Annotated in this window: 10 protein-coding genes; 6 read left to right on the top strand and 4 right to left on the bottom strand. The window is 68.6% G+C overall.

Features of this window, described 5'->3' with window-relative positions; translation table 11 throughout:
* Positions 1 to 636: a hypothetical protein gene (locus WMF28_RS16515; protein ID WP_437603198.1), complete on the bottom strand. Its 636-nt coding sequence runs from the start codon at positions 634 to 636 to the stop codon at positions 1 to 3.
* A 282-nt stretch (positions 637 to 918) separates the two neighbouring features.
* On the opposite strand from WMF28_RS16515, the gene WMF28_RS16510 reads away from it, so the two are divergent.
* On the top strand, positions 919 to 2,700 hold the full coding sequence (locus tag WMF28_RS16510; RefSeq protein ID WP_437603197.1) for a right-handed parallel beta-helix repeat-containing protein: 1,782 nt from the start codon (positions 919 to 921) through the stop codon (positions 2,698 to 2,700).
* Positions 2,701 to 2,841: 141 nt separating this feature from the next.
* On the opposite strand, the gene WMF28_RS16505 is transcribed toward WMF28_RS16510, so the two are convergent.
* Entirely contained in the window at positions 2,842 to 4,557 is a 1,716-nt protein-coding gene (locus WMF28_RS16505; protein ID WP_437603196.1) for a glycoside hydrolase family 5 protein, read from the bottom strand.
* A 443-nt stretch (positions 4,558 to 5,000) separates the two neighbouring features.
* Positions 5,001 to 5,330 (bottom strand): hypothetical protein, encoded by a 330-nt coding sequence (locus WMF28_RS16500; RefSeq protein WP_437603195.1) that lies wholly within the window; start codon positions 5,328 to 5,330, stop codon positions 5,001 to 5,003.
* A 358-nt stretch (positions 5,331 to 5,688) separates the two neighbouring features.
* Here WMF28_RS16500 and WMF28_RS16495 point away from each other — a divergent pair, with 358 nt between their 5' ends.
* From WMF28_RS16495 to WMF28_RS16480, 4 genes are all read left to right on the top strand, one after another.
* A complete protein-coding gene (locus WMF28_RS16495; protein WP_437603194.1) occupies positions 5,689 to 7,401 on the top strand; it encodes a DUF1592 domain-containing protein in 1,713 nt (570 codons plus the stop codon).
* Between the two features lie 2 nt (positions 7,402 to 7,403).
* Positions 7,404 to 8,834 carry a DUF1552 domain-containing protein gene (locus WMF28_RS16490; protein WP_437603193.1) on the top strand — a complete coding sequence of 477 codons (1,431 nt, stop codon included), beginning with the start codon at positions 7,404 to 7,406 and terminating at the stop codon, positions 8,832 to 8,834.
* A gap of 91 nt (positions 8,835 to 8,925) precedes the next feature.
* Positions 8,926 to 10,329, top strand: a complete 1,404-nt coding sequence (locus WMF28_RS16485) for a M64 family metallopeptidase (protein ID WP_437603192.1) — start codon at positions 8,926 to 8,928, stop codon at positions 10,327 to 10,329.
* The gene (locus tag WMF28_RS16480) at positions 10,308 to 10,892 is read left to right on the top strand and encodes a hypothetical protein (RefSeq protein ID WP_437603191.1); all 585 of its coding nucleotides are present in this window, start codon (positions 10,308 to 10,310) and stop codon (positions 10,890 to 10,892) included. Before WMF28_RS16485 ends, WMF28_RS16480 begins: the two co-directional genes overlap by 22 nt.
* Before the next feature lie 34 nt (positions 10,893 to 10,926).
* On the opposite strand, the gene WMF28_RS16475 is transcribed toward WMF28_RS16480, so the two are convergent.
* Complete coding sequence (locus WMF28_RS16475) at positions 10,927 to 11,916, bottom strand: LacI family DNA-binding transcriptional regulator (protein ID WP_437604267.1); 990 nt, start codon at positions 11,914 to 11,916, stop codon at positions 10,927 to 10,929.
* Positions 11,917 to 12,103: 187 nt separating this feature from the next.
* Between WMF28_RS16475 and WMF28_RS16470 the strand changes: the two genes are divergently transcribed.
* The gene (locus WMF28_RS16470; protein ID WP_437604266.1) at positions 12,104 to 13,795 is read left to right on the top strand and encodes a ribulokinase; all 1,692 of its coding nucleotides are present in this window, start codon (positions 12,104 to 12,106) and stop codon (positions 13,793 to 13,795) included.
* Positions 13,796 to 13,798 lie beyond the last annotated feature (3 nt).

Below are 13,798 nucleotides of genomic sequence, written 5' to 3'. Positions count from 1 at the left end.
TCACCCCCAGGCCTGGGGCGCCACACCCCGGCCGAAGACACGCGCCGAGCCCCACTCCGCCACCAGCAGCGCGCCGAGCGACGCGCCTGCCGTCAGAAGACGCGCCGACCAGGGCGTGGGCGCGAAGTACGCCATTTCTCGGGACGGACGGTGGGCGAGGTTCACGTTGAGCGCCGGGTCGGTCGCGAAGAAGCTCAGCAGCAGCAACGCGACGAACGCGCCCCAGGCCGAGAGCGCGCTGCCCGCGGGCAGGCCGCGCTGCGCGAGGTGGAGCGCGGCAGCCGCGGGCGGCGCGAGGTGCGCGGCGACCGCGAGGGGCGTTGTCTTTCGGGTGGCGATGACCTCGATGAGCCACGCGGGGACGCCCACGCCCACAGAAAAGACGAACGCCGGCCCGACGAGCCACGCAGACCCGGCGAGGAGGCCGAGCGCCACGGCGAGGCCCGCGACGTGGCAGGCGAAGAGCATCTCGCCCATCCTGCCGGTGCCGAGCTTCTCCCGCACGTACCTCGCCAGAATCACGAGGATCGGCAGGGCGCAGGACACCTCCAGGACGCGCACGAGCGAACGGTAACCCGCAACGCCGTCAGGAGGGAAGCGGCTCGCACGCTCCCGGGCGCCGAACGGCGTGGGCACGCGGCGCCCTCCGTCCACCGTCGTCCGGCGCCAGTTCTCCACTCATCTCCACGATGGCGCGCTCTCCGGTATCAACTGACCTGCTGCGTCGCGCCGCCCTCGTTGTGCCCACCCGGGAACACCGCTCATGCCGGACACGGTCCGTAGCGCTCCAACACCAGCGCTGCCGGGATGCACCAGGAGATCCCTCTACCATCGATCCAACAATGATTTGCCAGACCGCCTCTCGCTTGTCACATCTTGTATTAACCACGTGACCCTCAGCAAATATCAGGAAAACGCATGCCGTTCACGCGCTGGATCATGAGGACCTGGACGTGTGGCCTGTTCGCGCTCATCTCCGCCCCGGCCGGGGCGGCGGTGTCCCCGGCCAGCTCCGGCGGCTCCAGCGCTGCTTGGGGCTACCACCCTCCCGCGGAGGAGAGCGCGGCGTACCCCGATCTCTGCAGCCTCGATGCGCCCTACACCGAACCGCCGCTCACCGCAGACGAAGATACCCTCAAACCGTGCCCCACTTACGCTACCGAGTCGCCGCTCTGCACGGGAGATTTTTGTCCCGAGAGCAAGGTATGCGCCGGCACCCGCGTACTGCACGAGGATCTGAACGCGTGCCAGGGGTCGACCTGCTGTCTGGCGGGGTCCGTCGACCCGGACGGCGTGGTGGATGTCCTGCCTTACCTGGCAAGGCCGGCGGAATGGCCCTTCTCCGCCGACCCCTCCGTGGACCGCAGCCATGACGTCGACGACAGCCCGGGCATCGCGCGGGCCATCGAATGTGCAGCGTCGCTGAGGAACGCCAGGCGCACCGTGGCCTTCCCCGCCGGGCGGTACGTGCTGCGCACACCGCTGCGACCTCATTACAACGCGTTGACCCTGGTGGGGCCTGAGCTGTCTCCCGACGCCGCCCCTGGCGATCCGGAGACCGCGACGCTGGTGGCGATCCCCTGCAATCCGGAGCAGTTTCCCGGGGCGATCCAGGTCAGCAGGGTCGTCAGGCCGAGCGGGCACGTGGTCGACGCGGTCGCTGGGCTCCGGATCCGCAATCTGCAGATCGAGCTCACGGAGGGGCCAAGAAAGACGGCCAACAGCGGGATTCATATCAATAACTGCTCGTACTGCGAGGTGGAGAACGTCATCATGCGGTACGCGCCGTTCTCACCTCAGCTGCCTTCCTGCAAGCCATCCAACCTGGATGGAATCACCTTTGCCATGGGGTCCGGAGGCGCGATCCGGAACGTGATCGTGGACGGCGTGCCGAAGGGCGGCATCTACCTGGCATCGGTCGCCAGATACCATGCCACCCCCCCGATCCTCGTTGAAAACTGCGAGATCAAGAACATCAACGGCCCGCTCGGAGCCGGCGGGATCAAGATCGTCACCGCGAATGTGACCGTGCGGAACTGCGAGGTCCACCATAGCCTGATTCACCCGGGCGATGGCTCTACGACCGTCTACGGTGGGCACGGCCTGTGGATCGCCGCCCAGGTCCCCAGCAGGATTGCCCTCCCGGGCTCGGTGCCCAGGAATGTCGTGGTCCAGGACAGCTACTTTCATCACAACGGCGGCGCTGGCGTCGCCATGGCAAGCCCCCTCGTGAGGGATCGCCCGGAGCGGATCGTGCTCCAGAGGGTCAAGTCCGCTTACAATGGGTACCATGGCGTGCATCTCCAGGCGGGCAACGACGTGGAGCTCCATGATCTTTGGTCCTGGGGCAACGGGTATTACGGCGTTCACCTGCAGTCGCGGACGTCGTTGCCCACGAACGCGCTCCGGGTCGGAACCGTGATCCTGGCGAACCCGCTCGTCTTCAACAACGCCTTGCGTCCGGCGTCGGGCGCCTACCCTGGTATCATGATCCAGGCCAGCAACGTCACGGTCTACGGGGGCGAGGTCGCGCGGTGCAGCGCCTCGCGCGGGAGGCAATCGAGATCCGTGCAGCAGCTATGCTGGCTGTCGGGCCCGACGGACGGAGAGGCGCTCTTCTACCCGGAGGACAACCGCATCGCTGGCGTGGGCACGCACGACACGAGCCCGCCCGAAGCGCTGGTCTGCCCTCATGAATGAGCGACGTCTGGCCGCGCTCGCGCCACGCGGAGACGCCGTGGCGTGAAGCGCCGGTCATCCCGCCGTCGCAGTCGCTGGCCACAAAGAAAAACCGCCCGCAGGTCCAGGCCTGCGGGCGGTCTTCATGATCCGCGACTCGGTCTACTTGAGGCGAGCCAGCATCTCGACCTTCTCCGCGTCGAGCTTCGTCCAGGTGCCCCAGCCCGTCTTGTCGGCGTCGGTGTACGCGTGCTCGTAGATGCCACCCGTATCACCCGACTCGGGGTTGATGGACCAGTAGGTGAAGTCCGTCATCCCCTTCTTGATCAGGTAGTCCGTGTACATGTTCTGCCACTCCCAGTCGTAGCGCTTGCCGGCAGGCAAGTGCGCCCACTGCTGGGCCAGCGCCGGGTCCATCTCGTTCTTCGGCCAGTCCTTCACGCCGCCGAACTCGCCGGTGATCACGCAGAACTTCTCGTCGTGCAGGAACCCGAAGTGCTCGTCCCACTGCTTTGTCAGGCTCGCGACAGCCTGTGCGTTGCTCCGCTCCAGGATCAGCCCGCACCCGGCCGCGGCGGCCGCCTCGTCCTCGAGCCCTTCGCAGCCGGCCTTCGACTGATCGACGTGCTGCTTCTGAACGAACACTGCAGGCCCGTAGGTGTGGGGCGAGAAGCAGAGCCGATTCTTGGGGATCTGGATCGGGTAGGCCGTCTGCCCGTAGAAGTTCTCACCCCAGTTCGGGTTGAGGTTCTCATCGCCGTGGGGCTCCGGCTCCAGCTCCAGGCCCATGCCGCCCGGGGTCTGGTGGCTGCCCGACACGCCCTGGACCACCGCGATCATGTCATCATTCTCTTCTTTGATGACGTCGTAGCAGGCCTTGGCCATATCCGCCCACTCGCGCCAGCTGTACTTCCACGGCTCGTTGAAGCAATCGACGCCGATGATGTTCTTGATCCCGAGCTTCGCGGGCAGCTTCGCGATCGTACGGATGTTCGCGAGCCACTTGTCCATGTCGTAGGCGTCCGCGCCCTGAACGCAGTTGTAGTCGTCCGCCTTGTAGTCGTAGTTCTCGCGCTCGCTGTCCACGTAGGGCTTGTTATCGTCGAGCCTGCCCGCGCGCCACCCGAGGTGGTTCGAGCAGGAGTGGATGCCTATGATGACGTTCAGGTTGTTCGCGGAGGCCTTCTTGAGGAAGTCCTCGAGCGCCTCGAGGGCGTTGGCGTACGGATAGACGGTCTCGTCGTTGTTCCTGATCCGGGGCGTGGTGGTGCTGTAGTTGCCGTCCGGGTGGTCGGCGACCAGGGTCTGCGGCGCGATGGGGAGCCGGATCGTGTTGAACTTGAGATTGGAGCTCTTGAGCTCCTCCATCGTCTTCTCGATGGTGCGCGGGGCGGAGTTCTCCGCCCACCACATCGACCCGATGAAGAGCTCCATGGCGCCGGGACGATCGAGATCGTCCTGCCCCTCGAGCCCGAACCAGTTGCCGCCGCGAACCTGGAACTCCGTGCCGTCGGCCATCAGGCGGCCGTTATCGGGGTTGACCCGGAATTTACCGGCCGGCGAGTCATCGGTGGCCGGCGTGGGGTCCCCGTTCGGGTTGGTGGTGCCGCCACCGGCGCCCGAGCCCGTGGGGGTGCCAGCGCCCGCGCCCGAGCCCGTGGGGGTGCCAGCGCCCGCGCCTGAGCCCGTGGGGGTGCCAGCGCCCGCGCCTGAGCCCGTGGGGGTGCCAGCGCCCGCGCCCGAGCCCGTGGGAGTGCCAGCGCCCGCGCCGCCCGAGCCGGTCTCGCCCCCGCTCGCGCTGTCGCCGCCGCAGCCGATGGCCAGCAGGCCGGCGAGGGAGAAGGAACACAAGAAGATATGGCTTCCTCGGATTCTCATAACTTAGCTCTTTTCGTTAAGCACAAATTCAGCGCACGGAACACGGATTCGAGCGTTCACGCCCGCCGTGGTTCGACCGCTAGCCAATCCAAGATCAACGCTTGATCGCGCTCGATAGTCGGCCCTGCGCAGAATTCGCAGACAGGCAACACACGACCGGTTGCCAACCGGCCGTGTACACTACTCGCCATAAAACAAGGGGTCAAGATGGGACGTGCCCCTCAATGTCGGGATGGTTGGATAATTACGGATAGAGTGTCGCTTTCCCGCGAGGGTGGATCGCTACACGAGCTATCTCACCAACCGTCGCGCGCAGCCGGGCTGAACGATGCGGCCGCTGTCACGAGGAGCTTGACTTTCGGATCGCCGACGAATTTCCGGGCCCACCAGCACGACCGCATGATGCCTTGTGTCAAGCCTTCACGGCATCATAATGCCTCGTGTCAAATCCCGGGAAACGGCGTGTCAATGCGACGATCGCGGCAGCGGTTGCTCCCGGTGCGAGCCGCCGAGCTGGACCGTTCGTCAGCCTTGTCGGTCGTCAGGGCCGGAGAATAGCCGCGGGCGGACCGATTGGAGTTGACCTCGGCCATGTGAACGATCACCTCCGGTTGGAGGCTCATCTTTTTCGGCCTCACCTTGCAGCGGGGCGTCATCCGCACCGGGACCTTCGTCATCGACGACAGCGCGATGGGAGGCGGCGTGATGGCGGGCCCGACCCCGCTGCACGATGCGTCGGCCTGCCTCGAGATCGAGAAGGCGAACGGCATCACGGCGGTTGCCCGCGTAGGTTGCCATGGTCGACGGTTTGACCATGAACAACAATGGGTTCACCACCGGTACGATGACCGAGTGTCGCGAGCGCCACCATCCCCGACGACACGAGGATCGGCCGCGCGGGGGGCGCAGCGGCTCCGATCCGGGGCGGCCGCGCGGCGCGGTCCCAGCGCGCTTGCCGCAGCCCAGAGGGTCATGGGATTATCCACGCAGCACGGCGGACTCGCCGGGAGGTATCGTGTGAATCGATCTTCGTTATTGGCCGCCGCTGAAGGCGGTGCTCACGCCGCCTTGGAGCCCGCTCGCGACAAAGCTCCAAGGCGCCTCGAGGACCGATTTCGCGCAGCCGAAGTCATGAAACTTTCCACTCGCGTTCCTGATCCGAGCGTCGCGTACGAGCGCCCGGAGGTGGAAACGTTCACTCGCAGCAAGCTCGCCTCTCGACTGCGGGGGATGGTCGCATGCGCTTCGCTCCTTGTTACAGGGTGCGTTGGCGAGCTCGGTGATGGCGCGATTTCCCCGGGCGGCGAAGGGAATCCCTCGGGGAGCGGAGACGGCCTGTGCAACCCGCGACTGGAGCGACGGATCGTGCTGCTCGCCGATCTGCAGTTCTCGAACGCCATCCGGGATCTCCTGGGAGATGAGGCCATCGAGCCGGACCAGGCGCCGGACGCGCGGACGAAGCCGTTTGCCAAGAAGGGCGTCGTGGCCGGGACCTCCCTCGTGCATACGCGGCTCGCGAGGGCCGCCTATGCGGCCGAGAGCCTCGCGGGGCGCTTCGAGCAGGTGACCGGCTGCGCCCCTGACGGAGACGACGCCTGCGCCACGGCGTTCCTGACGCGGTTCGCGCAGCGGGCGTTCCGCCGGCCGATGGACGCGACGGAGCTCGACAACCTGGGGTCCGTGGTTCGCCTCGGGAGCGAGACGAGCTACGAACGCGGCGTCTCGCTCGCTGTCGAGGCGATCCTTGCGTCGCCCTCTTTCTCCTACCGCACCGAGCTCGGCGACGGCGCGGACGGCGACGTGGTGAAGCTCTCGGCGCACGAGACCGCGAGCGAGCTCTCGTTCTTCTTGACGGACAGCCTGCCGGACGCAGATCTCGCCGCCGCCGCCGACTCCGGCGCCCTGAACGACCCTGCGGAGCTGATGCGCCAGACCGAGCGCCTGCTCGAGAAGCCCGAGACGCGCCGCAGCCTGAGCACCACGCTGATCGCGGCGTGGGGGCTCAGCAACCTGTTCGGCACGGTGAAGGATCCAGGGCTCTTCCCCGAGTACACCCCCGCTCTCCAGGCAAGCATGTTCCACGAGACCGAGCTGCTCCTGGAGGAGCTCCTGTGGAACCGCGGCGCGGACGTGTCGGCCCTGCTCACCTCGAGGGAGACGTTCGTGAACGGTCTGCTCGCGCAGGTCTACGGCGTGGAGCACACGGGCGCGGACCCGGAGGAGTTCGCGAGGGTCACGCTGCCGGCCGATGAGCGCGCCGGGATCCTCACGCAGCCCGGTCTGCTCGCGGCGCTGTCCCGGACCGACAACACGAGCGTCGTCGCGCGAGGGCTCTTCGTGCACGGGGCGCTGCTCTGCATGGGGAAGATCGGCGCGCCCCCGGAGTCGGTCGCGGACGCGATCCAGGAATTGCTCGATGCCGACCTGAGCGAGCGCGAGCGCGCCGACGCGCGCGCCGCGAACGCCACCTGCGCGGGGTGTCACAACCAGTTCGACGCGTTCGGCCTGCTGCTCGAGCAGTACGATCCGGTCGGCCGGTACCGCGACACCGTCGATGGGGAGCCGATCGACGCGCGCGTCGACCTGACCGGCAGGGGCGACATCGGGGGGATCTACGCGAGCGCCGTCGAGTTCATCGACGCCGTCGCGGAGACCGATGGATTCGCCACCTGCGTCACGCGGCACCTCCTGACCTACGGCACGGACGACGACACGCTCACGCCCCGCGCCTGTCAGGTCGAGCGCGTGATCGCGACGCTGCCGGAGGGCCAGCGGACACTACCCAACGTCGTGAGAGCCATCGTGACATCGCCGGCGCTGACCGAGCGCGCCAAGGGGAATTGACTGTGCGCTACAACCTATCCTATGCATGGTCTCGCCGCCGCTTCCTGCAAGGCATCGGCGCCGCCGCGGGCCTCGTCACGGTGCTCAAGGGCCTCGAGTCGGCCGCGGAGGGCGCGACGGCGCCGAAGCGCTTGCTGATCGTGCAGCGCCCGGTCGGCACCGTGTATCAGAACTTCTGGCCGCAAGGGGACGGGACCGACTTCACGCTCTCCCGCATCCTCGACCCGTTCGCGCCCATGAAGGCTCGCATGGTCGTGATGCGCGATCTGAAGCTGCCCTTCGATGGGTCCGTCGGCGGCGGCCACGAGCGCGGAACGGTGCTGATGGCCACGGGGCAGCGGACCAAGCAGCTGTATCCGGGCAACGGCGGTGACGATCCGATGGCCGAGGGGCCGAGCATCGACCAGCTGCTCGTGAAGCAGTCGCTCGAGCTGCAGGGCCCCCCCATCGCATCGCTCCAGGTCTCTTGCGACAACCGCGCCGACACGCCCGAGGTGTCGACCCGCCACATGTCCTATTCGGGCCCGCGCGCGCCGATGAAGCCCTACTACCAGCCGCTCGAGGCGTACCGGCGGGTGTTCGGCACGCTGATGCCGGGCGGCCCGACGGACGACAACCTGGATGCCCTGGCGCGGGCGCGCCTGGAGAAGAAGAGCGTGCTCGACTTCGCGATGAAGGACCTGAAGCGCCTTCAGAGCCTCGCGCCGAGCTCGCAGCGAGATGCGCTGGAGGGGCACGCCGCCGCCATCCGCGAGGTGGAGAAGGAGTTTGACGCGGCCCCGAGGGATCCCGCGTCCTGCGGCGTCCCGCAGGAGCCAGAGACCATCGACGTGAGCGGGCACATCGATCCCTACGAGAGCTCGCACGTCGTCTCGGAGCGCGACGACGTGAAGCACGCGCGCATCGGCGCCCTGCATTTCGCCGTGATCAAGGCCGCTTTCCGCTGCGACCTGACGCGCGTGGTCACGTTCCAGTGGGCCCCTGGCACGAACCACGTGAGCTTCGGCGAGCTGTGGCCCCCCGACTCCTCCATCTTCAAGGTGCACCACACCACGAGCCACGATCCCGATACGCGCGACACGCTCGAGTTCCTCACGCGGGTAGAAGAGTTCTACGCCGGCCACGTCGCCGGCTTTCTGCAGGAGCTCGCGGAGACGGAGGACGTGGCCGGCGGGAGGCTGCTCGACAGCACGCTGGTCCCCTACATCACGGAGGTCGGGACGCGAACGCACAACTGGGACAACATGCCGTGGTTGCTGTTCGGCGGCGAGGGCACCAAGCTGCGCGGCGGGCAGGTGTGGACCAACCGCAATCGCGGCCTCCGCTCCACCAACGACGTGTGGATGGCGTGCGCGGCCGCCTTCGGTGTCCCGGATCTCGTGATGGGGGACAGCGACCAGCGGACCACGGCGATCGAGGGGCTGTTCGGGTGAGCGGAGGCCGCAGGGCTCACACGCACCTGCGGCGCAGGCTCCCGGTTCCCGTTTGGCATTGCAACCGGCGAGAGATCGTGAGGCGAGAGCGATGAAATCGAGCTGCATGCTGCGCGTCGTGAGTCTTGTGGCGCTCTGCGCTTGCGGCGAGGCCCCCGGCAGCGGCACGGCGACGACGGACGGCGGCGGTACGTCGGAGGGCGGCTCTGCCGGCGGCGGGGCAGCAGGCAGCGGCAGTCCCGGCTCGGGCGGCTCGGGCGGCGCGGCCCAGGGCGGCTCTGCCGGCACGGGCGCCGGGGGAGCCTTCGTCCCCGGCGGCGATGGAGGAGGCGGCTCCGCTTACGTCCTCGATTGCGGCACGAATGGCGTGACCATCGAGAGCGCTGGCCCACCGGTCAACCGCGTCAACTACGTCATCCTGGGCGACGGCTACGACGCCACGACCGTGAACACCACGTACATCGAGCACGTCGAGGCGGCGATGGACCTGCGCTTCAGCAGCCCGATCGGCGAGCCGTACGGCAGATATCGCAAGTTCGTCAACATCTGCGCCATCAAGCTGGTCAGCCCCTCGAACGGCGTCCCAGGAGCGCTCGGCTGCTCGGGCGACGATGAGAGCCGCCTCGCAGACTGCGATACCCGTGCGGCGGATGACGCGCTCAAGGCGAACCTCCCCGATGATCTCGAGGTCGACTGGCACGCCATCGTGTTGAACAACAATCGCTGGTGGAACACGGGCGCGTCGTGGATGCTCTGGTCCGGCGCGCATCCGGAGGCCGCCGGAGCGGCCCTGCATGAAGGTGGCCACGGCTTCCATCAGCTGGCCGACGAGTATTGCGCCAAGGCGACGGGCTCGAGCTGCGGCGCGAACACGTGCAGCGGCAGCGGCACCGAGTACGTCGAGGTGAACTCGACGAGCGATTGCACGACGACGGCGGGCAAATGGGACAAGTGGCTGGGCCATGACGCCGCCGACGCCACGGGCATCCAGGGCACCTTCGTCGGCAGCCGCTATGTCGACAGCGGGCAGTACCGCCCGTCTTCGAACTCGATGATGAACAGCCTGTTTGGAGACAACAAGGACACGAGCTTCAACCCGGTCTCGCGCGAGAAGATCATCATGGACATCTGGATGCGCGTCAAGCCGATCGACTCGACCGATCCACCCGCTGGCACCGTCACGGCCCCGGCGACGCTCGCGGTCAACGTGATCGATCCCGAGGTCATCAGCGTCGATTGGACGCTCGACGGCGACGTGATCGCGACCGACGGCGGCCCCGTCTACAACGTCGCCGCGGCGGGCCTCGCCCCGGGCACTCACACCATCGTCGCCAGGGCCTACGACAACGCCGGCGAAGAGTGGGTGCGCTACCGCAGCGGGGAGTGCCTCGACCCGCCGCCCTCGACGAACCCCCGTTACATCGATCCCTGCTGGGGTCGAGACAGCTGGCTCCGCTCGCAAGAGACGGTGACATGGACGGTGACGATCCCGTGAGGTCGACGCGCGGGCGCTGGGTCGTGGCCGCGCTGATGCTCCTCGGCGCGGCGCTCTACGTCGTCCATCGCTCGCGAGAGCCCGATGGACGACGGCTGCCTTCATCTCGGCAGGAGACGTCGCGGGAGGAGGCGCCGCGCGAGGGAGCGTCGCGCCGCGCGTCGGCCGGACCGCCCGCGGCGCTCGGCAGCGCCGAGGTCGCCGCGGCGGCCCTCGACCTGCCCGTCATCGGGCCGAGCCCCGACGACCGACACGACGGCCCCGCTCACCCTCACCCGGTCACGCCGCGTCACCTCGAGATCCAGCATGAGAACGGCCTGATCGCGCTGCTGAACGACGCGATGAGCGCGCGGAGCGGGGCGCGGATGCGCGAGCTCGTGCACGAGGTTCGTCGCGCGCACCCCAGGGACTCGGACCCGCTCCAGGACGGCTACGAGATCATCGCGGACTGCCTCGAGGTGCCCGGCGAGGCGTCGAGAGCGGCAGCGGAGGGCTACTACGCCGAGCATCGCGCCTCGACCGTGAGGCGCTTCGTGCGCACGATCTGCCTCGAAGGGCGTTGAAATGTGAACGCTCGCAGGTCCCCGCCCCGCGGGCTCACGGGTGTCTGAGGGCGGCGGTGCTCTTGCGCAGGACGAGCTCGGTCTCGACCACGACGCGCGACGAGGAGCGCTGGCCGCTCTCGATCTGGTCGAGCAGGAGGTGGAGGCACCGGCGTCCCAGCTCGGAGAAGTCCTGGCGGACGGTGGTGAGCGGGGGCGTGAAGTAGGCCGCCTCCGGGATGTCGTCGAAGCCGACGATGCTGATGTCCTGCGGCGCCTCGCGCCCGATCTCGTGGAGGAAGCGCAGCAGGCCGAGCGCCATCTGATCGTTCGCCACGAACACGGCGGTGATGCCCGGCGTGCGCACGAGCTGCGGGGCGAGCGCGTAGCCGGAGCGCGCGCTCCAGTCGCCGCGCAGCAGAGGCGGGATCTCGGCGCCGGCCGCCGTCAGCGCCGAGCGCCAGCCGTCGATGCGCTGGTCGGCATCGAGCCACTCGGGCGGGCCGGCGATGTGCCACACCGTCCGGTGCCCCAGGTCGAGGAGATGCCGCGTCGCGGCCACCGCGCCCCCGAGCTGATCGACGGCGACCACCGGGAACGAATCGTCCGGCCCGCCCTCGACGGCGACCACCGGGACGTCGGACGTGAGATGGCGGAGCGCGTCCACCGCCGAGCGCTGCGGGGCGATGACGACGATGCCGTCCGCCCCCTGATCGCACAGCCGCTGCACGGCCTCCACCACCGGCGCGCGGCTGAGCGACTTCAAGCTCGCGATGCTGATGCCGTAGCCGGCGTCGTGCGCCGCGTCCTCGATCCCGAGCAGGGTCGACGCCGGACCGTAGAGCGTCGTGTCGAAGCTGACCACGCCCAGCGTCCGCGACCGCCCGGTGACGAGCGCCTGCGCCACCGAGCTGGGCCGGTAGTCCAGCTGGCGGATCGCGTCGAGCACCCGCTCCCGCGTGTCGCGATGCACATGCGGGCTGTCGTGCAGGACCCGCGACACCGTTTGATACGAGACGCCTGCGAGCTTGGCCACGTCCACCATGACCGCAGCCCGGCGCCCGCCCCTCTTGACGCGGCGCTCCGGAAGCAACCTATCCACCTTGTCCGTCATCAGGGCGGGAGAATAGCCGTAGACGGACCGATTGGAATTGACATCCGTCGTGTGAACGTTCACATTCTGTTTCGGGCCATACTTTTCTGGCTTCGGCTTCACCTTGCAGCGGATCGTCATGGGCATCGGGACCTTCGTCATCGGCATCGATTTCGGCACCGACTCCGTTCGCGCGGTCGTCGCGGACGCGAGCGACGGCGGGCTCGCGGGGGCTGCGGTCGCGCCGTACCCGCGCTGGGCGCAAGGGCTCTACTGCGACCCACACGCGCACCGGTTCCGCCAGCATCCGCTCGACTACCTCCATGCCATGGAGGCGGCTGTCCGCTCGGCCCTGAGCCAGGCGGGCAGCGACGTCGCCGCGCGCGTGCGCGGGATCGCGGTCGATACCACCGGATCCACGCCGGTCCTGGCCGACGCGACGGGCCGGCCTCTCGCGCTCTGCCCCGGCTTCGAGGAAGACCCGGACGCGATGTTCCTTCTCTGGAAGGACCACACCGCCGTGGCCGAAGCGGCGCGGATCAACGAGGTCGCCCGGACCTGGGGCGGCGTGGATTACACGAAATTCGAGGGCGGCGTGTACTCCGCCGAGTGGTTCTGGGCCAAGGTGCTCCACGTCATCGAGGCCAACCCGGCGGTCGCGCGCGCGACGGTCACCGTCCTGGAGCACTGCGACTGGATCCCCGCCGTCCTGACCGGCACAGACGACCTCGGGCGGATCAAGCGGAGCCGCTGCGCCGCCGGCCACAAGGCGATGTGGCACGCGGCGTTCGACGGCTATCCGTCGAACGAGTTCCTGGCGAGGCTGAATCCGCGCCTGCCCGCGCTCAGGGCCACGCTCGGCGCGCAGACCTGGACCGCGGACGCGCCCTTCGGGACGATCTCGCCGGAGTGGGCCGAGAGGCTCGGCATCCCGGGCGACGTGGTCGTCGCCGTCGGCGCGTTCGACGCGCACATGGGCGCGGTCGGCGGCGATATCCAGCCGCACCACCTGCTCAAGGTCATGGGCACGAGCACGTGCGATATGCTCGTCGTCCCGAAGACGGGCGCGCCGGAGGTCCTCGTCGCCGGGATCTGCGGCCAGGTCGACGGCTCGATCCTCCCCGGCGCGATCGGCTACGAAGCGGGGCAGTCCGCCTTCGGTGACGTCTTTGCCTGGTTCAAGCGGCTCCTCAGCTGGCCGCTCCTCGCCATCCCCCCTGCCCTCCCCGGCGCCGGGGGCTCGCACGGGGAGGCGCCGCGCGCGGCGATCGCCGAGGAGGTCATCGACCGGATCATCCCCGAGCTGGAGAGGGCGGCCGCGGAGATCCCGCCGGCTCAGAGCTCGGTGATGGCGCTCGACTGGCTGAACGGGCGGAGGACCCCGGACGCGGACCAGCGGCTCAAGGGCGCCCTCGTCCGCCTCGACCTGGCCACCGACGCTCCGCGGATCTACCGCGCGCTCGCCGAGGGGATCGCGTTCGGTTCGCGCTCCATCGTCGAGCGCTTCCGGTCCGAGGGGCTCCGCATCGACGGCGTCATCGGCGTCGGCGGGGTCGCGCGGAAGAGCCCCTTCACCATGCAGGTCCTGGCGGACGTGCTCGACATGACCGTCGAGGTCCGCGCCGGCGAGCAGCCGGTGGCCCTGGGCGCGGCGATGTTCGCCGCCACGGCCGCCGGCCTGCACGCCACGATCGAGGACGCACAGCGCGCGATGTCGCCCGGGACCGAGGCCCGGTATCGGCCGGATCCCGAGCGCGCCAGGCGCTATGACGCGCTCTATCGGGACTATGTCGCGCTCGGGTCGTTCGTGGAGAGGGAGCTGACGCAATGAGCA

The organism is Sorangium sp. So ce590 (genome assembly GCF_051521365.1).
Taxonomy (GTDB): domain Bacteria; phylum Myxococcota_A; class Polyangia; order Polyangiales; family Polyangiaceae; genus Sorangium.
The sequence above is the reverse complement of the archived record's forward strand: the minus strand, read 5'-3'. Positions and strand labels throughout refer to the sequence as shown.

What these genes read in the sequence shown, in the direction of transcription:
- WMF28_RS16510 (WP_437603197.1), top strand. Translation starts at nt 919, where the DNA reads ATGCCGTTCACGCGCTGGATCATGAGGACCTGGACGTGTGGCCTGTTC.
- WMF28_RS16505 (WP_437603196.1), bottom strand. Translation starts at nt 4,557, where the DNA reads ATGAGAATCCGAGGAAGCCATATCTTCTTGTGTTCCTTCTCCCTCGCC.
- WMF28_RS16495 (WP_437603194.1), top strand. Translation starts at nt 5,689, where the DNA reads ATGAAACTTTCCACTCGCGTTCCTGATCCGAGCGTCGCGTACGAGCGC.
- WMF28_RS16485 (WP_437603192.1), top strand. Translation starts at nt 8,926, where the DNA reads ATGAAATCGAGCTGCATGCTGCGCGTCGTGAGTCTTGTGGCGCTCTGC.
- WMF28_RS16480 (WP_437603191.1), top strand. Translation starts at nt 10,308, where the DNA reads ATGGACGGTGACGATCCCGTGAGGTCGACGCGCGGGCGCTGGGTCGTG.
- WMF28_RS16475 (WP_437604267.1), bottom strand. Translation starts at nt 11,916, where the DNA reads ATGGTGGACGTGGCCAAGCTCGCAGGCGTCTCGTATCAAACGGTGTCG.
- WMF28_RS16470 (WP_437604266.1), top strand. Translation starts at nt 12,104, where the DNA reads ATGGGCATCGGGACCTTCGTCATCGGCATCGATTTCGGCACCGACTCC.